The sequence below is a fragment of the Bradyrhizobium sp. SZCCHNS30572 genome, assembly GCF_032484415.1.
Lineage (GTDB): Bacteria > Pseudomonadota > Alphaproteobacteria > Rhizobiales > Xanthobacteraceae > Bradyrhizobium.
In genome coordinates this window covers 23,316-42,130 of record NZ_JAUESY010000008.1, presented here as the reverse complement: position 1 = coordinate 42,130, position 18,815 = coordinate 23,316, and the positions used below count along the sequence as shown (strand labels likewise).

Below are 18,815 nucleotides of genomic sequence, written 5' to 3'. Positions count from 1 at the left end.
CTCATTCGCCGGGAACGAGCTGGACAGCGCGTGCCGACTGCGTCGGCCGCCGCAAGCGGCGCCGCGACAGATAGAGCAGCGTGCCCGTGACGGCGAACAGCGGCATCAGCGCGGCGGCGAGCATGAAGGCGAGCTGGCCGGGCCAGCCGAGAATGCTGCCGCGGTGGATATCCAGGATGCGGGCGAGCACGCGCTCGCCGGCGGTCTTGTCGGCGTAACGCTCGGCCGCGAGCAGCCGGCCCGTCGCGCCGTCGACACGGAATTCGTCGCGCCGGCCGTCATGCGCCTCGCTCGGCCAGGCGCGCACGCGCACCGCCGCGCCGGCGCCCGCCGGCAAGGTGAGCTGCATCACCGCGAAGCGATCCCCGATCTGCTCACGCAACGTGGACCAGGCCAGATCGAGCGCGACAGGCTTTGCGTCCGCAGACCCGGAGCGACCCTCGCGCGGAGCCTTGCCCGGCATCGGCGCTCCTGATGTCGCCGGCGCGAGCAGCCAGGTCAGGCCGTCCTTGTACCAGGCGTAGGAATAGGACAGCCCGGTCAGCGCGATCACCAGATACACCGGCAGCACCCATGTGCCGATCACGCTGTGCAGCGAGCGGTGCAGGCCGCGTCCGCTCAGTCCGAGCTGCGGCTTCAGCCAGAGTGCTGCGCTGCTCGCCCGGCGCGGCCAGCGCAGCACGACGCCCGTGATCAGCAGCACGACGAGGCCGAGCACCGCGGCGCCGGTGATCTGGCGGCCGGCGCCGTTGCCGTCGCCCGGCAGCAGCAGCCAGCGATGCAGCCTCCGCACGGTGGCGAAGAACGCCTCGCCGCGGGGCTCACCGAGCACGCGGCCGTCATAGGGATCGACCAGCAGCGAGGAGGGCCGGCCGCCATCCTCATTGCGCGCGAAGCGGACGCGCACGGCCGCCAGGGGATCCCGCGACAGCGTGATCGCGGAGACCTTGCCGAGCGCCGGATCAGCCTGCAGCCGCGCCACCAGCTCGGCGGGCGAAAGCGGCGCTTCCGTACGCGGCGCGACGTGGGACAGTTTGGCGTTGAGACCGGCCTGGATCTCGTCCTCGAAACCCATGATCGCGCCGGTGATGCCCAAGAGGGAGAGGATCAGCGCGGCCGCAAGACCCAGGACAGAGTGGATCTGCAGCAGCGCGGGTTTGATGCTGAAGGACGTCACGCACGCTTCTCCTTGGCTCAGAACTTCACCGTCGCTGACAGCGACACCCGCCTCGCATCGCCAACCGCGACGGTCAGCGCGCTGTTGGCCGAGGGGTAGTAGACGTTGTCGAACAGGTTCTTGACGTTGAGCTGGTAGATCACCGGCAGGTTATGGTGCTTGGTCTCGTAGCTCGCGAACACGTCGGCGACGACGTAGGACGGCAGCACGAAGCTGTTGGCGGCGTCGCCGGCCCGGTCGCCGACATAGCGCGCGCCGCCGCCGAGCCTGAGCTGGCCCGGCAGCGCCGTGCCGAAATCGTAGACGAGGTAGAGCGAGGCGGTGTTGAGCGCGACGTTCTGCAGGCGGTTGCCGCGATAGACCGGGTCGTCCGTGACCCTGGCATCGGTGTAGCCGTAGCTTCCGATCATAGTCCAGTGCTCGGCGATCTTGCCGGTGACGTCGACCTCGGCGCCGCGCGAGCGCACCTTGCCGGCGGTGGTGTATTCGACGACGTTGCTGGCATTGGTCTGCGACACCAGCACGTTCTGCTTGTCGATGTCGTAGACCGCGACGGTGCCGGACAGCCGCTTGTCGAGATCGAACTTGAAGCCGGTCTCCCACGCCGTGCCTTGCTCCGGTGCGATGTTGGAGCCGAGCACCACGCCGCCCGTGAGCGGCGCGATGGTCGAGTTCGGTTTCAGGCTCTTGGTGTAGCTGGCGTAGAGCGACACCTGCTCGTTGAGCTTGAGGATGGCGCCGCCGAGCGGCAGCACGGTGTCGGCGGCGACGTTGGTATTGGCCTTGAACGGCCGGCCGCGGCCGGCGATCTGCTCGTAGTCCATGTAGCGCACGCCGCCGACGAAGGAGAGCTTGTCGGTGAGATGCAGCGTGTCCTGCACGAACAGCGAATACTGGCCGAGCTTGTCGGTCTGGTCGCTGTCGCTGGCCGAGACCAGCGTGCCGGGTTGGATCAGCTCGTAGACCGGGTTGTAGACATTGAACACGCTCGTGACCTTGTCGCGGATCAGGTCCTGGCGATAGATCGTGCGATATTGCGCGTCGCCGCCGAACAGCACCTCGTTGCGCAGGCCGCCGAGCCAGAAGGCGCCCTGGATGTAGGACGTGCCGTAGCTGACCCGGCTGAGCGAGCCCCAGGTGCCGTCGTTGCTGCGGGTCTCCTTGCCCTTCGCATCGATCGTGGTGATGCGCAGCTGGTTGGCGCTGGAGCTCTCGGTGTTGTAGCTGTAGGCCGCGGTGAGCTTCCAATCGTCGTTGAGCTTCTGCTCGACCGAGGCCTGGACCAGGTCGGACTGCCCCCATGTGTTGTTGAAGGGCTCGTCGAGCCGCCGCGTCGCGGGGATCGCGAGCGGTGCGCCATTTATGAAGGCGGTGCCGCGATCGAACGGGGCGATGAACTCGCGATGCTCGTAGTTGAGCTGGACCGTGGTCGTGTCGCCGTACCAGGCGAGCGACGGCGCCACCAGCATCTCGCGATGGCGGCCGAAATTGCGCCAGTAATCCTCGCTGACGCCGTAGCCGATGAAGCGATAGGCGAGGCCGCCGTCGCCGATCGGGCCGGTGACGTCGATCGTGCCGTCGGCGCCGGTTCTGTTGTTGGCATAGGCCGAGCCGAGCAGCGTCACCGAGCCGTGCTGATAAAGCTCGGGGCGCTTGCTGATGGTGTTGACGATGCCGCCGGGATCCATGATGCCGTAGAGCAGCGAGGCCGGGCCCTTCAGCACCTCGACGCTCTCCACGGCCGCATTGAGGCTGCGGCTTTGCACCAGCGGCAGGCCGTTGCGCATGATCGAGCCGTCGCGGTTGTCGCCGAAGCCGCGACGCATCACCGCGTCCTGCGTGCCGGCGAGCGTGTTGGCCTGGGTGACGCCGCTGATATTGGCGAGCGCGTCGTCGATGTTGCGCGGCAACTGGTCCCTGATCACCTGTTCGGGCACGACGTTGACGGATTGCGCGGTGTCGAGCGGCGAGGCGCCGCTGCGCAGCGTGGTCGCGCTCGGCATGGCGCGGTAGTTGAGCTTGGCGGCGTTGAGGAGTACGGCCTCTGCCGCGGCGCGTTCCGCGCGTGTCGGCATCGGCGGCGGCGGCATCGCGCGTCGTGACGGCAGCGCGCGCGCCTGGCGCTGCGGCGCGGCGCTCGCAGGCTTGCGCTTCGGCGCCGGCACGTCGACCGTCACCGGCGGCAGCGTCGCCTGCGCAAACACGGGAGAGGGGGACCAGAGGAGGTCTGCGGTCAGAGCACTCACGAGCGCAATCGCGCCACGCATGCCGGTACGAGCGCGCGCATCGCGCCGGCCTTCACACTTCGTCATCGTCTACTGCACTTCCACGTCGCACCGTTCGAGGGAACGGTCAGCTTGATGCGACGTCTAGCAACGCAGTGCAGCGAAAGACACAACACGCCGGATTGAATTGCTCTAAGCCATGCGGTGTTGAATTGTTCTAATTGGTTCGGAGATGCGCAGGTCGCGGCGTCTCTGCGGCATTGCGCATTTGATGATCACGATCGACGCGGAGTGATCCATGATCGTGCACGATATGATGCGCGATAAGCGCCCGACCCAAGCTGCGGACGGAGCGCTGGTGGTCTCGTTTTCCGGGACTGCGTACCGAGGACTCTCAACGCTTGGGTCCGGTCGTTGATGCGGGCGCGCCCCGAGCCTATTGTGCGGCGGTGAGTTCCAGCTCGGCCGGCTTGCCTGGTCCGATCAGCGGAATGTCCAGCGTGATGCGCGTGCCCTGCTGCGGCTGGCTGTCGAGCTCGATGCGGCCGCTGAGTGTGGATGCCACGAGGTTGAAGGCGATGTGCAGGCCGAGGCCGGCATTGCCCTTCTCGCGGCGCGTGGTGAAGAACGGGTCGAACACCCGCCCGCGAACCTGGTCGCGCATGCCGACGCCCTGATCGGCGCAGACGATGCGCACCGAATCGTCGCCGGGCTGTGCGACCTCCACGGTGAAGACGCCGCTGATGTCGCCGGGATAGGCATGCGTCGCCGCATTGAAGGCGAGGATGCTGATGACCTGTCCGAGTGCACCGGGATAGCTGGTGAGCACGATGCCCTCCGGGCAGGAGAGCACGACCGTCAGGCCCTGGCGCGCCAGCAGCGGGCGGAGCTTGGCGACGTGATCGGTCATCCAGCTCTGCAGCTCGAAGGTCTGCAGCGCCTCGTTGGCCTGGTCGACGGCGACCTGCTTGAAGCTGTGCACCATCTCGGAGGCGCGGTGCAGGCTCTGCGTCGTCAAATGCAGGCCCTGCTGCAGCCGAGCGACGCCCCTCGCCAGATCCGAGCGCCGCACCGGGCCGCCGCCAAGCATGCGCGCGATCGCCTCGACGTCGTCTTCCATCGCCGTCGACGTGGTCAGCGCCAGCCCGAGCGGCGTGCTGACCTCGTGGCCGACACCGGCGACGAGCTGGCCGAGCGAGGCCAGCTTCTCCGCCTGCACCAGATGGGCCTGCGTGGCATGCAGATCGCGCAGCGAGGCCTCGGAGCGCTCCTTCTCCCGCTGCAGCGCCTCCGCGGTGCGGAACTGCTTGCGCGCCTGGTACTCGCGCGCGCCGACGGCATAGAGCGAGAGCAGGCAGGCATTGCCGACCAGCGAATGATCGATGAAGCGCAGGCCGGGCGGCAGCGGCTCGGTCGCAAGACTCTCGGCCACCGCCAGCGCGCTCCAGCTCGTTGCACAGAAGATCGCGTAGGAGCCGGTGCGCAACGGCAGCATGGTGGAGACGAACAGGATGACGATGATCATGCCGGCCGCGGAGTAAGTGAAGCCCGACGGCAGCACCCAGTAGATCGTCGGCAGCACGCAACCGGGGATCACGCAATAGACCAGGTGAATCGGCTCGGCCCATCGGCGCGCCGGCGTCGACAGCAAAGCCGTCAGCGGCAGCAGCACCAGCGCGGCGGTCCCGCCGCGGATCGCGAACGTGGTCGGCACGATCTCGGGATAGAGCACCCAGTCCCACAGCGTGTAGCCGGCAAAGGTGAGGGCGCCGAGCAGCATCGCGATCTGCGTCCAGCCGGTGCTGCCGCGGACGTAATGGTCGACGAAACGCCGCTCCTCGACGGTATCCTCGAAACGGAGACCCAGACGCTCCAGCAATCCCAACATTATGCCACCGCAATCGAAAAACGATCCCCCGCCGCGGAGTGAGAGCCTCGGCGGGAGGGCAGACATACACGAGATGATCTGTTTGAGAAAACGACGGGAGATCGCATCCGCCGCCCGCGGCACGCAGAGCGCTATGAGAACTGTTCCAATTCTCGCCGTGCGGCATGTCTCCGCCCAGCCGAACGGAGCCGATCAGTGCTGCAGCATTTGCGCTCGACTTTCGTCAGGCTGCGCAGAGCCGCCGAGGACTCATGGCGCCGCATGACCCTCGACCACGACGTCCTTGCCGTAGCGGCCCTTCGTTCGGAACATCACCTTGTCGCCGTCGAAGCTGAGCCGCCAATTGCGCTCCTCGCCCTGGCCAATGAACTGGGCGTCGATCATGAAGGTCGTGGCGTCGATCCAGCTGCCCTTCATGGCCCGGTAGGTGAAGGGCTGCCAGGGATGGGGCGGCGCGGTCTTGCGATAGAGGCCATCGAGGCCGATCGGGCTCTGCAGATGCACCGTGCCTCCGGCGCGGTCCCGCGAGGGGATGTCCCAGGTGACCTGCGGTTCCGGTCCCGTGAGGTCCAGCTTGATCGTGTTGATGCCGAGCGGGCCGGGCGGGAAGCTGTAGGTCTTGCCCGAGATGGAAGCCGCCATCTCCGGCACGGCTCCGACCGGGCCTCGGGTTTCCGTCGCGACCTCGCGGACATCAGCGGCGAGCGCGGCTGCCGCTTCCGGCGCCGCAGGCAGGGCGCTGTCAGATGTCACAGTCGCCGAAATGGTGTTGGCGAGCTTGCGGAATGGACAGAACTCGCGCGCGGTCATCACCGCCACGATGTCGCGGTCGGGCAGTACCATGATGACCTGGCAGTGGTAGCCGACCGCCATGAATACGTGTTTGTCCGGCAGGGCCCAGAACTGATCGGCGTAGGAGAGCCCCGGATCGAACTTCGCATTCATGCTGACGGTGGCGTGGTTGACGGCTTCGATCCAGTCCGGCGGCAGCAATTGCTGCTCGCCCCAGCGGCCGCGCCGCAGATAGAGGTAGCCGATCTTGGCCATGTCGCGCGGCTTCAGCGCCAGCCCGAAACCGCCGGCGGAAATTCCCATGGAATCCTTGAACCAGGGGTGCTCGGTGATGCCGAGCGGCCCGAACAGCCTCTCCTGGGCGAAATCCTCCGCGCTCTTGCCGGTGAGCTTCGTGACGATCGCGGAGAGCAGATGGGAGTTGCCGCTGTTGTAGTAGAACGTCTCGCCGGGCGCTTGCGCCATCGGCCGGTCAAGGATGTACTGCACCCAATCCGGGCTCCGGCCCATCTCGTAGAGGGATGTCTCGGCGCCGCCGCTATAACCCTCGTCCCAGTCGAACCCGGAGGTCATGTTGAGCAGGTGCTGCACCGTGAGCGCCTGCTTGCGCGCGTCGACATTGTCGATCTTGCGATCCTTGAAGAAGTCGAGCACCGGATGATCGAGACTGTCGAGCACGCCGTCCTTGAGCAGCATCGCAATCAGCGTCGAGACCACGGCTTTGGTCGCGGAATTGATGATGTGCGGCTCGTCGGCGTTGTACGGTGCATAGGACGCATCGAGCACGACCCGGCCGTGGCGCGCGATCAGCAGGCTGTCGAACCTCATCGCCTTACCGGAAGCGACGAGTTTTGCGAGGGCCGCCGAATCCATCCCTTCGTCCTCAGGCGTGGCGGTCGCCCAGTCGGATTGAGGAAAGCGGGCGAGGCTCAAGTCCTCGGCGAAGGCTGCGCTGGAGAAGAGCCGGGCCACCAGCAGCGCTGAGAACAACCAAAGTCCGGTCTTGAGACGCGCCATGTCGAATGTCTCCGATGAGCGACTTTCAGGTTATGGTATCAGAGGACCGCAATCCATCAAAGATTGTGTGATAGCCGGCGCGCACGTCGAAGAGCCGGCCCATTGCTCGGGCGTAGATTGAGATGAGGATTGAAGTGACCATGCAGGCCGGCATACTTCGACGTTTTCATGACGTTTTTCTTGGTGTTGCATTTGCCGTCGCGGCTCTGCTCACGGTCCTGGCGCGACCTGCTTCGGCCGAAGGCGAACGCGTGATCGCGGTGCCCGAGCTGCATGCGATGACGCCTGAGGCGGGAGATGATGCCGCCCTTCTGACGAGCGCGCTACGCGCGCGATTCCACGCAATGCCGTCGCTCCGGGTCGTCGAAGAGCCTGTCCCGATGGCAAGCCCAGGTCATCCGGATATTCTGCTGCCGCAATTCGAGAAATCGCGAGATCTGCACTTTGATCTCGTGCTGGTCGGCAATGCCGCGCTCCTCAGCGATGGCCGTCACAAAGTCTCGCTTCGGATTTGGGACGTCGAGAAGCAAACTCAACTCCTCGGGCAACAATACGTGTTTCGCGCATACCCCGGCCACGAGCAGGAGATTGCCAATGTAATCGGCGATGCGCTGGTCTCAGCCCTGTCGCAATAGGACTGGTGCTCATTCCGCCCAATACGCCCGCAGCGCGGCCGCGATGCTCTGCGGCCGCTCGACGATGCTCCAGTGGCCGGCGTCCGGCTCGACATGAAGCCGCGCGCCGTGCGCTTGCGCGAACCGGCTGAGCGTGTCGAGCGGCACGAACGGATCCTGTGTGCCCGAGATCACCAGTCCACGCCGCGGCAGCTGTTCGAGCCGCGCGATCCAGTCGCCCTTGAAGCACAGACCGTCGGCGGAGCGATACAGCGCGAGGATCGCCCGGCGCATCGGAGCCTGCCATGCCGTGGCTTCGCGCGCCGCCAGCTCCGATGGCAATCCGCTCTGCCGGAACATCCGTGCCATGGCAGCTTGCGACGACACCGCCATGAATATCTCGCCGAGCACGGGCGTATTCCAGATCCGCGCGATGCGATGTCCCCGATAGTCCGGATCGAGTGCGCCGCCAGCGACCGCCCAGGAGCGCACCAGCCCCGGCCGCAGCGATGCCGCGCGCAGCACCAGCAGCGCGCCCCAATCATGCCCGACCAGGTCGAGCGGCCCGACCGCCGCATGCTGCGCTTCCAGCAGCGCGACCAGCCAGTCGGCGTAGGCGTCCTTGGTGCAGGCGAAGCCCGGAGGTGCATCGCCGTCGAAGCCGGGCAGGGCAGGCACTGCCACGGTCTCGCCGAGCGCCGCGATCAGCGGGCCCCAGATTGCGGGCGTGTCCGGCACGCCGTGGACGAAGATGCGGTTTGTCATGAGGTCATGGTACCACACGCTCGATCTTCGTATTCGACGAAATTTCCTCTTTCCTTTTTTCAGAAAACGTGCTTCTCTACGTCATCCCGCCTCATCGAAGAGGGGCGTACGCGTCGTCACGATACGTGGAGTGCGGGGAGCGATGGCCGTGAGGCGCCGGTGGACGACCGGCGTTTTGCGGACGGCGAAGTCGTGTGGTCCTGGCCTCCCGATGCTGAGGTCAAGTTCGTGCCGTTGCGCGAAGCAGCGGTGCGGATGATGGGGGCAAGAAAGCCCGGTCCCCAGGGAGAGCGCGAAGTAAGCCGTAAAGCCGTTGCGCAGGGAAGGCCGGGATGTCCTGGCCGATCCTGTGGTTCCTGCCCCGTGCATTTTCTATCGCACGGGGGCCGCGGGTGTCGGCAGACGCCCGGTCTTCCCTGCACCCTCTGATGGAAGAGGGTACGATGCGGGTGAACAACTCGGGCACGGATGTGTCGCGGGAGCGTGAAATGCGTGCTGGTGCAGATGCCGACAACCACACCCTCACCGTCATCCCGGACAAGCGCGCGGTCACGCGTGCGCCGATCCGGGATCCATAACCCCAGGGAGATCTGCGAGGCAGGATGGCCGCTCCAGCTCGCCCAGCCAAATCCGCCGCGGCGTACGGATCCCGGGTCGGCGTTCACCAACGCTGGCGCGTTGGCGGCCTTGCCCGGGATGACACTGTTCATAGGGAGAGATTTATAGGGAGAGCGGCGCGGGACTGCCCGAATACGTCACCCCTCCTGACCATTATTCGGCGTTGCGAGACCCTCCCATTCCCAGTAAAAGCGCTGTCGAGGGCACCTCGGCAACAAACCGTCAACGGTTTTGCCGCACAGTTTTCGTGTTCTCGCAAAGGGTTTGGCAATGCTGATTCGCAGCGCAGAGATCGAGGCCATCGCCGGGGCAGACGCCCGGACGATCGCGCTCGCCGCGCTGCAGCCCGCCGACCTGATCGGCGCGATCGAGCTTCTGCTTCTTAGCTGCCCCTGAGGGCCGGCTGGGCGGGATGCGCCTGGGCACTCAGGGGGCTGCTTCGACACCGAAACACCCTTCAGCGCCTCTGGAAGCCACGCGCACCACCCGAAAAGTTCGAGGAAAGCAGATGTCCAATCCCGTTCAGTCCGACAAGGACCGCGTCGTCATTTTCGACACCACTTTGCGCGATGGCGAGCAGTGCCCCGGCGCCACCATGACGTTCGAGGAGAAGCTCAACATCGCCGCCATGCTGGACGGCATGGGCGTCGACATCATCGAGGCCGGCTTCCCGATCGCCTCCGACGGTGACTTCGAGGCCGTCAACGAGATCGCCAAGCGCACCCAGAACGCCGTGGTCTGCGGCCTGTCGCGCGCCGGCGCCAAGGACATCGACCGTTGCGCCGAGGCGATCCGCCCGGCCAGGCGCGGCCGCATCCACACCTTCCTGTCCACCTCGCCGGTGCACATGAAGTACAAGCTGCAGATGGACCCGCAGCAGGTCTACGAACTGGTGATCTCCTCGGTGACCCGCGCGCGCAACCACACCGACGACGTCGAATGGTCGTCCGAGGACGGCACCCGTACCGAGTTCGACTTCCTGTGCCGCTGCGTCGAGGCCGCGATCAGGGCCGGCGCGACCACCATCAACATTCCGGATACCGTCGGCTATGCCGTGCCGGAGGAGTATTACGACCTGTTCAAGCGCGTGCGCGAGAGCGTGCCGAACTCCGACAAGGCGGTATTCTCGGTCCATTGCCACAACGACCTGGGCATGGCGGTCGCCAACTCGATGGCCGGCGTGCGCGCCGGCGCCCGCCAGATCGAATGCACCATCAACGGCATCGGCGAGCGCGCCGGCAATGCGGCCCTGGAAGAGGTCGTGATGGCGATGCGCGTGCGCAACGACAAGCTGCCGTACTGGAACAAGATCGACACCACGCAGCTCACCCACGCCTCCAAGGTGGTCTCGGCCGCGACCTCGTTCCCGGTGCAGTACAACAAGGCCATCGTCGGCCGCAATGCGTTCGCGCATGAGAGCGGCATCCATCAGGACGGCATGCTGAAGAACGCGCAGACCTACGAGATCATGCTGCCGGAGACGGTCGGCGTGAAGCAGACCTCGCTGGTGATGGGCAAGCATTCCGGCCGCCATGCCTTCATCCACAAGCTGGAGGAGATGGGCCACAAGCTGGCGGGCAACCAGGTCGAGGACGCCTTCGTCCGCTTCAAGGCTTTGGCCGACCGCAAGAAGCACATCTATGACGAGGACATCGAGGCGCTGATCGACGAGGGCATGGTGAGCGCCCATGACCGCATCAAGCTGCTGTCGCTGTCGGTGATTGCCGGCACCCGCGGCCCGCAGCGCGCCACCATGAAGCTCGACGTCGACGGCGTGACCAAGATCGAGGAGAGCGAGGGCAACGGGCCGGTCGATGCCGTCTTCAACTGCATCAAGTCGCTGGTGCCGCACGAGGCCAAGCTGGAATTGTACCAGGTCCATGCCGTGACCGAGGGCACCGATGCGCAGGCCGAGGTCTCGGTGCGGCTGTCGCAGGACGGCCGCTCGATGACCGCGCGCGCGGCGGATCCGGATACGCTGGTGGCCTCGGCCAAGGCCTATCTGGGGGCGCTCAACAAGCTGGTCATGAAGCGCCAGCGCGACGTGGCGCAGGGCGCGGGCGCCTCGGCTGCGGCTGCGAGCTGAGTTCACGATCGTCGGTTGGGGCCGAACCTTGCTTCGTCATTCCGGGGCGACGCGCAGCGTCGAACCCGGAATCCCGAGCTTGGCTTGCGCCCGCGCCAATAACCTTCGGATTTCGGGCTCAGCCGCTTGCGCGGCTGCCCCGGAATGACAGTCACCACCATTTTTGCGCTGCGGCATGGGAATCCCCGCCTCTGCGGCTAACGGTCAATGGCATTCCGGCCGTCGACCCGCTAACAATGTCCTTGGCATACAAAGCGGGGGCGTCATTGCAATGTCCCCCGAAACGTCGGGAGGACACCTTGCACTTCAAGTTTCGCCATGTGATCGCCACCGCCGCCTCGCTCGCGGTGCTCGCTCTGGCCGGTCCGGCCCTCGCCGCCGACAATCCGATCGTGATCAAGTTCAGCCACGTGGTGGCCTCGAACACCCCGAAGGGCCTCGCCGCCGACAAGTTCAAGGAGCTGGCCGAGAAATACACCGACGGCAAGGTCAAGGTCGAAGTCTATCCGAACTCGCAGCTCTACAAGGACAAGGAAGAGCTCGAGGCGCTGCAGCTCGGCGCGGTGCAGATGCTGGCGCCTTCGAACTCCAAGTTCGGCCCGATCGGCATCAAGGAATTCGAGGTGTTCGATCTGCCCTACATCCTGCCCGACCTCGCCACCCTGCGGAAGGTGACCGACGGCCCGCTCGGCACCAGGCTGCTGAAGCTGCTCGAGCCCAAGGGAATGATCGGGCTCGCCTACTGGGACAACGGCTTCAAGCAGATGAGCGCCAACAAGAAGCTCGTCGATCCCGCCGACTACAAGGGTCTGAAGTTCCGCATCCAGTCCTCGAAGGTGCTGGACGCGCAATTCCGCACCCTCGGCGCCATCCCGCAGGTGATGGCCTTCTCCGAAGTCTACCAGGCGCTGCAGACCGGCGTCGTCGACGGCCAGGAGAACACGCCCTCGAACATCTATACCCAGAAGATGCACGAGGTGCAGAAGTACATCACGCTGACCAATCACGGCTACATCGGCTACGTCGTGGTCGTGAACAAGAAGTTCTGGGACGGCCTGCCGCCGGATATCCGCGCCGCCTGCGAGAAGGCGATGAAGGAAGCGACCGCCTACGGCAACAACCAGTCGGCGAAGGAGAACGACGACGCGCTCGAGGAGATCCGCAAGTCCGGCAAGACCGAGCTGGTCAAGCTGACGCCGGCCCAGGACGAGGCGATGCGCAAGGCGATGATGCCGGTGTACAAGGACGTCGCGGGGCGCGTCGGCCAGCCGCTGATCGACGAGTTCCTGAAGGAGACGCGCGGCTCGACCAACTGATGGCGTGAGACGAGCGGTGCGCGGACAATGGCCCGCGCACCGAGGGGGCGAAGCACTCGGCGCGCAAGAAGGCAGACGGCGCAGCCAAGCGCCGCGGACGTTTTGATTGTGGGGGAGGGGACTTGGGCTTTCTGTTGCGCATCCTCGATCGGCTCGAGGAGATCCTGATCGCATTCCTGATCGCGGCGGCGACCTCGATCATCTTCGTGGCCGTGCTGCACCGCTATCTGGTCGGCGTGCCCTTCCTCTATCCCATCCTGTTTCCGATCGACCTGTCCTGGGCACAGGAGCTCTGCATCTACATGTTCGTGTGGATGGCCAAGTTCGGCGCCGCCTACGGCGTGCGCACGGGCATCCATGTCGGCGTCGACGTCGTCGTCAACATGATGCGGCCATCGCTGCGCAAGGTGACCATCCTGTTCGGCCTGCTGTGCGGAGCGCTGTTCACCTCCATCATCGGCACGATGGGCGCCAAGTTCGTCTACGGCCTGTCGCAGACCGACCAGGTGACGCCCGACATGGAGCTGCCGAGCTGGCTGGTCTATCTCTGCATCCCGCTCGGCTCCTATCTGATGTGCTTCCGCTTCCTGCAGGTCGCCTGGCACTATCTCCGCCACGACGAGCTGCCGCACCATGATCATGCGGCCGTCGAGGGCATCGAGACGACGGGCGTGGAGGCCGCGCGATGAGCAGCCTCCTCATCTTCAGCCTGCTCATCTTCCTGATGCTGACGGGCATGCCGATCTCGATCGCGCTCGGCCTCACGGTGCTGTCGTTCGTGTTCTTCATGACGAACGTGCCGACCGAATCGGTCGCGCTGAAATTGTTCACGGGCATCGACAATTTCGAGATCATGGCGATCCCGTTCTTCATCCTGGCCGGCAACTTCCTGACGCATGGCGGCGTCGCCCGAAGGATGATCAACTTCGCGACCTCGATGGTCGGACACTGGTATGGCGGCCTGGGCCTCGCCGGCGTCATGGCCTGCGCGCTGTTCGCGGCCGTCTCCGGCTCGTCGCCGGCCACGGTGATCGCGATCGGCTCGATCATGCTGCCTGCAATGGTGAAACAGGGCTTTCCCAAGCGCTTTGGCGCCGGCGTCATCACGACGTCAGGCGCGCTCGGCATCCTGATCCCGCCCTCGATCGTGATGGTGGTCTATGCGGTCGCGACCGGCGGCAGCATCGCGCTCGATCCGGCCGGTCATCGCGTCTCCTCGGCCTCCGTCGGTCAGCTGTTCATCGCCGGGGTTATCCCCGGGCTGATGCTGGCGAGCCTGCTCGGCTTCACGACGTTCTACCGGGCCTGGAAGAACGACTATCCACGGATGCCGCGGGCGAGCTGGGCCGAGCGCTTCACGGCCTTCCGCAAATGCGTCTGGGGCCTGCTGCTGATCGTGATCGTGCTCGGCGGCATCTACACCGGCAAGTTCACGCCGACCGAGGCCGCGGCCGTCAGCGCCGTCTATGCCTTCGTCATCGCGGTGTTCGTCTATCGCGACATGTCGCTGAAGGACGTGCCGAAGGTGCTGCTCGGCTCGGCCAACATGAGCGCGATGATCCTCTACATCATCACCAATGCCGTGCTGTTCTCGTTCCTGATGGCCAATGAGAACATCCCGCAGCAGATCGCCAACTGGATGGCGGCGGCTGGCGTCAACTGGATCGTGTTCCTCTTGGTCGTCAACATCCTCCTGCTGCTCGCCGGCAACGTGATGGAGGCGACCTCGATCGTCTTGATCATGGCGCCGATCCTGTTCCCGGTCGCGGTCAAGCTCGGCATCCATCCGGTGCATCTGGGCATCCTGATGGTGGTCAACATGGAGGTCGGCATGTGCCACCCGCCCGTCGGGCTCAACCTCTACGTGGCGTCCGGCATCGCCAAGATGGGCATCACCGAACTGACCATCGCCGTCATGCCCTGGCTGCTGACGATGCTCGGTTTCCTCGCGCTCGTCACCTACGTGCCGGAAATCTCGCTGTGGTTGCCGCGCATGCTGGGGATGCTTTGAGGCGCGGCAACAAACTGAAACTGATTTGCAAAAACAGAAAGGTATTTGAAGCAATTACATCTTCGTAAGGTCGTACACTCTGTCCAAACTGTAAGTTGAAGGCGCGGAACGGCAGGCTCATGCTGATCCGAGTTTCCAAGGAGGTTGGCATGAGAAGGTTCACCATCGCCGCAGTCGCCGTGCTCGCCATCGCCGGCTCGACCGCGGTCTACGCCCAGCGCGGCTGGTTTCATGATCACATGCATCATGCGCGCATGAATCCGGAAGATCGCGCCGCCATGCTCGATGCGCGCATCGCTTCCGTCCATGCCGGCCTGAAGCTGACGGCGGAGCAGGAGAAATTGTGGCCGCCGGTCGAGAGCGCGGTGCGCGATCTCGTCAAGCTGCGGTTCGATCGTGCCAACGCGCGGATGAAGGCAGCCGACGAGGCGCAGGACAAGGATGTCGATCCGGTGGCGCGGCTGCGCGAGCGTGCCGACACCATGGCGGTCACGGCGGATGCGATGAAGAAGGTCGCCGACGCCGCCGACCCGCTCTACAAGACGCTCGACGATGGCCAGAAGCGCCGGCTGTCGATGCTGACCCGGCCGATGGGGCGCATGATGGGACCGGACGGTCTGCGCCATCACCGCTGGATGGAGCGCGGCGAGGGCGGCATGGAGGACGGTCCGCGCTTCGGCGAGCATCGCTTCGGCCCGGGACCGATGGGCCACATGGGCTGGTCCGAGGAGGAACGCGAGTCCGGGCGGCTTTGACAGCCGTTTGACGATCCTTCTGATTTCATTTGGGGAAAACCGCCGCCCGCCGGCGGTTTTTCTGCATCGAAAGTGCCGAAAAATGCTCAGGGATCGCTGGACATCCTGGAATCGCTTTGCTAAACGACCGGCTCTCGCGGAAGGCTTTCTCCGGATGCAAGATCCGGGCGCATAGCTCAGTTGGTAGAGCAGCTGACTCTTAATCAGCGGGTCCTAGGTTCGAGCCCTAGTGCGCCCACCAAGCCTTTCAAAGACTTATGCCGAAACACCGTCTGAGGTTGAAAAACTAACGGTTTTTCAGACGGTGTTTTTCGACAATCTGCTCTCAATAGTTTGAAAGGCGAACCAGGGGACGTACGGCTAGCCAGCCGCGATCTTCGGTGGCGTCCAGCCTCAATGTCTTTGAACGTTGATTGGTGCCGTCGGGGTGCACCTCAGGCACCATGGCCGCGAGCGTTCGCTCCGGCGTCCCAACTCTTGTCCTCTGGATCGGCGCCGACCAGCCGGTATGGGCGACACGGATCAGACGCCTGGGTGTCGGCACCTCGCGTCGTTCTTCCGCAACGACACAAGCGACCCTTCGCCATGACCTGCGGACCGTTGGGGAGCCAGGATGCGCCACTCGCGCGCGCCGAGGTGGCCAATCAGATGACGCCGCCGAGCCGAAGCCCGACAGCTACCGTAGCGGTTCTCGAAGAGCTCGCCGCCACGCGCGCGTGATTCGCCGCCCGCCTGCTAGTTGGCCCCAGTTGCCACATCCCAATCTGCTCCCAATTCCTCGAAAAACCATAGACGAGCCGCCCATGAACTCACTGCGCGGAAAACCTCGCTTGGAAGCCGCCCTCCGCTCCAGGCAAAGGGGATGTCAGGACAAGCTCGGCCCCAACTCCGGAGGCGATGGCTTTTGCAATGGCGAGGCCCAACCCCGAGCCGTCAGCATCGGTGCTGCCACGCTCGAACGGGCGAGACAAGCGTTCCAGCAACTCCGGCGGAACGGCTGTTCCCTCATTTGTAACGGTCAGCACGCCAGTGTTGGAAAGAGCTACAACGACTGGCGCGTGGGGCGCTCCGTGCTTGAGGCCGTTCTCAATGAGATTGCGCGCTAGAATGGCAAAGGCATCTGTATCGATATCGAAAAGGACCGGCGTAGCAGGAATGTTGACGGCGAGCCGACTGGCCGCAGCCGGATCGCGCATCATCTCCCCGACGACCAGTTTCAGAACCGATGCGATGTCGGTCGTCTCCTTGCCCTGAAGCCGTCCACCCTCCGCCTTCGCGAGTTGCATCAACTTTTCAGATAATTGCGAAAGCCGCCGCAGCGCCACCTCGATCTGCTGGGCCCGGGTTCGGGCCGCGGTGTCCCTGGTCTCGGCGATGAGCCGTTGCGTCTGCGCGAGCGCGGCAGCCACCGGTGTACGGAGTTCGTGCGCGGAATTGGCCGTGAAACTTCGCTCAGCTTCCAGGGCGCGTCGAAGCTTCTCCAGGAGGCCGTTCACGGCGTCGGCGATCGGTCCGATCTCGGAGGGCAGTCCCGCGGCTGGAACCGAGGACAGATCGCCGGTGCCGCGCGCTTCAATGTCGCTTCGTAGGCGCCTGACCGGGGTCATCGAAACGCGCACGACGCCCCATGCGGCGAGAAGACTGAGGGGAATGAGCAATCCCAACGGCCAGGCAAGCCCGAGGAGCGCCTGGTTCGCGACCTCGCGGCGATGTGTCAGCAGCTCCGCCACCGCGATCGTCATCGTGCCTCGCACTGCAGTGTCGAAGTAGATTCGATGGGTTGGGGTGTCGACAAACCCCATTCTGGAGAAAGGAGGAAAGATCGCGTCGTCGGCGCCGTGCGAGCGCAGCAGGACGGTGCCGCGCTCGTCACGGACCACATAAGTGAAGTACTCGTCGTGCTGCCTCAGCGTAGCGATACGCTGAGACGTGCCGTCTGCCTCACGGCCAAGGATCTCGAGCACCGCAAGTGGAAGAATCCGCTGAGCCGTTTCCTCGAGCGCGCTATCGAATACTTCGTTCATTTCGTGACGCAGCCTTTGGCCGGTCACGACGGCTGCAACAATCCAGAGGAGTGCGACGCCGAGCCCGAGCCACAGCGAGATCTGCCACTGCAGACTACGCGGGCCTTTCATGAGGCAGTTCCCAGCCGATAGCCGAGACCTCGCACGGTCTCAATGACGGCGTGTCCGAGCTTCTTGCGAAGCCGGCTGACATGGACCTCGATGGTGTTGCTCTCGATCTCCTCGCCGAAGGAATAGAGCCGTTCCTCGAGCAGCGATTTGGACAAGACCTGCCGTGGACGCTGCAAGAAAGCCTCGAGCAGCACCCATTCCCGCGCTGTCAGGGCGATGCTCTTTCCTGCACGCGTCATCGACCGAGCGGCCAGGTCGATCTGAAGATCGCCAATTCGGATGAGCGGGTTCGGATTGCCGGCATAGCGGCGAGCGACGGCATTCAGCCGCGCCGTAAGCTCCGAGAGATCGAAGGGCTTGATCATGTAATCGTCTGCGCCGGCGTTGAGCCCTTCGATCCGGTCGGACAATTGATCAAGCGCCGTTAGGATGATGACCGGCGTCACGTCGCCCTTGGCGCGTCGATCGCGCAGCAGTCCGATACCGCGGCCGTCCGGCAGCATGAGATCCAGGAGCAAGAGGTCATAGGCCGCGGTGCCAAGATATTCCCGTGCCGCATCCAAGCGGGTCACCCAGTCCACGGAATGGCCATCCGACACAATCTGGTCGCGTACTGCCGCCCCCAGAATCGTGTCGTCTTCGATCAGCAATATCCGCATCGGGTCATTCCGCCCACCCCGTCGACCTGTGAGGTTAGAGATAATCATAGGGGAGATTCTGACGTTGACCTGAAGCAAAAGTCGCGGCGTCTTCAGGTCAACGTCAGGAATCCGGCTCAAGAAGAAGGCAGGCAGGAGCCTTGAAGCGGGAGCAAGAGAACGTGAGCAGGACAGTGTTGATTGCCGCCATTCTGCTGGGGACGCTGACCCCCGGCATGGCGCTGGCCGATGATGACGATTGCAGCGCGCCCATGGCGCAATGGCAGCCGCGCGAAGCGGTCGAACAAATGGCGAAAGCGCGCGGCTGGACGGTGCGCAGAATCAAGATCGACGATGGATGCTATGAGATCAGGGGACAGGACGAAGGCGGTCGCGCCATCGAGGCAAAGGTTGATCCTGCATCTCTGGCTGTGATCCGCGTGAAGCAAAAACGCGGAGAGCACGACAAGGATCATGATGAAGGTGACCGAGACCGGCGAGGCGATCAGTCGGGACCAGGACGAGCAGCCGCGCCTACGGCGCCGCCCCCCAACGGACTTATTCAGGGCGGCACGACCCCCAAGGTCCAAGTTCAATAGCGGTCCGGAAGCGACGAGCATCGTGGGACGCAAAAGGCTGGCCCGACCGACGGACATCGCCTGAATCGAGCGAACGCGACATCGCGTTCTAGCGCGCCCCGCGTCGTGCGGGGCGTTTGCTTTTGCAGAGAGCGCCAACCTGACGGCGACCTGAAGCAGAATCGGATCGGCCTTCAGGA

The 18,815-nt window shown here is 64.7% G+C and carries 16 protein-coding genes and 1 tRNA gene; 10 read left to right on the top strand and 7 right to left on the bottom strand.

Features of this window, described 5'->3' with window-relative positions; translation table 11 throughout:
* Position 1: 1 nt before the first annotated feature.
* The 4 genes from QX048_RS22710 to QX048_RS22695 all read right to left on the bottom strand — a co-directional run bounded on the left by QX048_RS22710 (position 2) and on the right by QX048_RS22695 (position 7,099).
* Positions 2-1,177 carry a PepSY-associated TM helix domain-containing protein gene (locus tag QX048_RS22710; RefSeq protein WP_315825218.1) on the bottom strand — a complete coding sequence of 392 codons (1,176 nt, stop codon included), beginning with the start codon at positions 1,175-1,177 and terminating at the stop codon, positions 2-4.
* A 17-nt stretch (positions 1,178-1,194) separates the two neighbouring features.
* Positions 1,195-3,489, bottom strand: a complete 2,295-nt coding sequence (locus QX048_RS22705; protein WP_316159271.1) for a TonB-dependent siderophore receptor — start codon at positions 3,487-3,489, stop codon at positions 1,195-1,197.
* A 349-nt stretch (positions 3,490-3,838) separates the two neighbouring features.
* Positions 3,839-5,290, bottom strand: coding sequence for a HAMP domain-containing sensor histidine kinase (locus QX048_RS22700; protein WP_315825217.1), 1,452 nt, complete (start codon positions 5,288-5,290; stop codon positions 3,839-3,841).
* A 249-nt stretch (positions 5,291-5,539) separates the two neighbouring features.
* Complete coding sequence (locus tag QX048_RS22695) at positions 5,540-7,099, bottom strand: serine hydrolase (RefSeq protein WP_315825216.1); 1,560 nt, start codon at positions 7,097-7,099, stop codon at positions 5,540-5,542.
* A 134-nt stretch (positions 7,100-7,233) separates the two neighbouring features.
* Between QX048_RS22695 and QX048_RS22690 the strand changes: the two genes are divergently transcribed.
* Positions 7,234-7,734 carry a hypothetical protein gene (locus tag QX048_RS22690; RefSeq protein ID WP_409999194.1) on the top strand — a complete coding sequence of 167 codons (501 nt, stop codon included), beginning with the start codon at positions 7,234-7,236 and terminating at the stop codon, positions 7,732-7,734.
* Between the two features lie 9 nt (positions 7,735-7,743).
* Here QX048_RS22690 and QX048_RS22685 read toward each other — a convergent pair whose 3' ends face one another.
* Positions 7,744-8,478 (bottom strand): alpha/beta hydrolase, encoded by a 735-nt coding sequence (locus tag QX048_RS22685; protein WP_316183929.1) that lies wholly within the window; start codon positions 8,476-8,478, stop codon positions 7,744-7,746.
* A gap of 332 nt (positions 8,479-8,810) precedes the next feature.
* Between QX048_RS22685 and QX048_RS22680 the strand changes: the two genes are divergently transcribed.
* The 8 genes from QX048_RS22680 to QX048_RS22645 all read left to right on the top strand — a co-directional run bounded on the left by QX048_RS22680 (position 8,811) and on the right by QX048_RS22645 (position 15,505).
* Complete coding sequence (locus tag QX048_RS22680; RefSeq protein WP_315752770.1) at positions 8,811-9,056, top strand: hypothetical protein; 246 nt, start codon at positions 8,811-8,813, stop codon at positions 9,054-9,056.
* Between the two features lie 310 nt (positions 9,057-9,366).
* The gene (locus QX048_RS22675) at positions 9,367-9,492 is read left to right on the top strand and encodes a hypothetical protein (RefSeq protein WP_284423887.1); all 126 of its coding nucleotides are present in this window, start codon (positions 9,367-9,369) and stop codon (positions 9,490-9,492) included.
* 112 nt (positions 9,493-9,604) lie between these two features.
* Positions 9,605-11,182 (top strand): 2-isopropylmalate synthase, encoded by a 1,578-nt coding sequence (locus QX048_RS22670; protein ID WP_315769043.1) that lies wholly within the window; start codon positions 9,605-9,607, stop codon positions 11,180-11,182.
* A gap of 299 nt (positions 11,183-11,481) precedes the next feature.
* Complete coding sequence (locus tag QX048_RS22665) at positions 11,482-12,498, top strand: TRAP transporter substrate-binding protein (protein ID WP_315713282.1); 1,017 nt, start codon at positions 11,482-11,484, stop codon at positions 12,496-12,498.
* Positions 12,499-12,620: 122 nt separating this feature from the next.
* Positions 12,621-13,187: a TRAP transporter small permease gene (locus tag QX048_RS22660; RefSeq protein ID WP_315713280.1), complete on the top strand. Its 567-nt coding sequence runs from the start codon at positions 12,621-12,623 to the stop codon at positions 13,185-13,187.
* A complete protein-coding gene (locus QX048_RS22655) occupies positions 13,184-14,509 on the top strand; it encodes a TRAP transporter large permease subunit (protein ID WP_315825214.1) in 1,326 nt (441 codons plus the stop codon). Before QX048_RS22660 ends, QX048_RS22655 begins: the two co-directional genes overlap by 4 nt.
* Before the next feature lie 149 nt (positions 14,510-14,658).
* Complete coding sequence (locus QX048_RS22650) at positions 14,659-15,264, top strand: Spy/CpxP family protein refolding chaperone (RefSeq protein ID WP_315769039.1); 606 nt, start codon at positions 14,659-14,661, stop codon at positions 15,262-15,264.
* Positions 15,265-15,429: 165 nt separating this feature from the next.
* Positions 15,430-15,505: transfer RNA gene (locus QX048_RS22645), tRNA-Lys, on the top strand.
* A 568-nt stretch (positions 15,506-16,073) separates the two neighbouring features.
* Here the strand turns inward: QX048_RS22645 and QX048_RS22640 are convergent.
* Positions 16,074-17,399, bottom strand: coding sequence for an ATP-binding protein (locus tag QX048_RS22640; protein ID WP_315825213.1), 1,326 nt, complete (start codon positions 17,397-17,399; stop codon positions 16,074-16,076).
* Positions 17,396-18,058 (bottom strand): response regulator transcription factor, encoded by a 663-nt coding sequence (locus tag QX048_RS22635; protein ID WP_315713274.1) that lies wholly within the window; start codon positions 18,056-18,058, stop codon positions 17,396-17,398. Before QX048_RS22635 ends, QX048_RS22640 begins: the two co-directional genes overlap by 4 nt.
* A 161-nt stretch (positions 18,059-18,219) precedes the next feature.
* Here QX048_RS22635 and QX048_RS22630 point away from each other — a divergent pair, with 161 nt between their 5' ends.
* On the top strand, positions 18,220-18,636 hold the full coding sequence (locus QX048_RS22630; RefSeq protein WP_315825212.1) for a PepSY domain-containing protein: 417 nt from the start codon (positions 18,220-18,222) through the stop codon (positions 18,634-18,636).
* Positions 18,637-18,815: the final 179 nt, after the last annotated feature.

Excerpts from the sequence above, each read along its gene's own strand:
- QX048_RS22705 (WP_316159271.1), bottom strand. The coding sequence starts at position 3,489 with ATGACGAAGTGTGAAGGCCGGCGCGATGCGCGCGCTCGTACCGGCATG.
- QX048_RS22700 (WP_315825217.1), bottom strand. The coding sequence starts at position 5,290 with ATGTTGGGATTGCTGGAGCGTCTGGGTCTCCGTTTCGAGGATACCGTC.
- QX048_RS22695 (WP_315825216.1), bottom strand. The coding sequence starts at position 7,099 with ATGGCGCGTCTCAAGACCGGACTTTGGTTGTTCTCAGCGCTGCTGGTG.
- QX048_RS22685 (WP_316183929.1), bottom strand. The coding sequence starts at position 8,478 with ATGACAAACCGCATCTTCGTCCACGGCGTGCCGGACACGCCCGCAATC.
- QX048_RS22680 (WP_315752770.1), top strand. The coding sequence starts at position 8,811 with ATGTCCTGGCCGATCCTGTGGTTCCTGCCCCGTGCATTTTCTATCGCA.
- QX048_RS22675 (WP_284423887.1), top strand. The coding sequence starts at position 9,367 with ATGCTGATTCGCAGCGCAGAGATCGAGGCCATCGCCGGGGCAGACGCC.
- QX048_RS22670 (WP_315769043.1), top strand. The coding sequence starts at position 9,605 with ATGTCCAATCCCGTTCAGTCCGACAAGGACCGCGTCGTCATTTTCGAC.
- QX048_RS22655 (WP_315825214.1), top strand. The coding sequence starts at position 13,184 with ATGAGCAGCCTCCTCATCTTCAGCCTGCTCATCTTCCTGATGCTGACG.
- QX048_RS22650 (WP_315769039.1), top strand. The coding sequence starts at position 14,659 with ATGAGAAGGTTCACCATCGCCGCAGTCGCCGTGCTCGCCATCGCCGGC.
- QX048_RS22640 (WP_315825213.1), bottom strand. The coding sequence starts at position 17,399 with ATGAAAGGCCCGCGTAGTCTGCAGTGGCAGATCTCGCTGTGGCTCGGG.
- QX048_RS22635 (WP_315713274.1), bottom strand. The coding sequence starts at position 18,058 with ATGCGGATATTGCTGATCGAAGACGACACGATTCTGGGGGCGGCAGTA.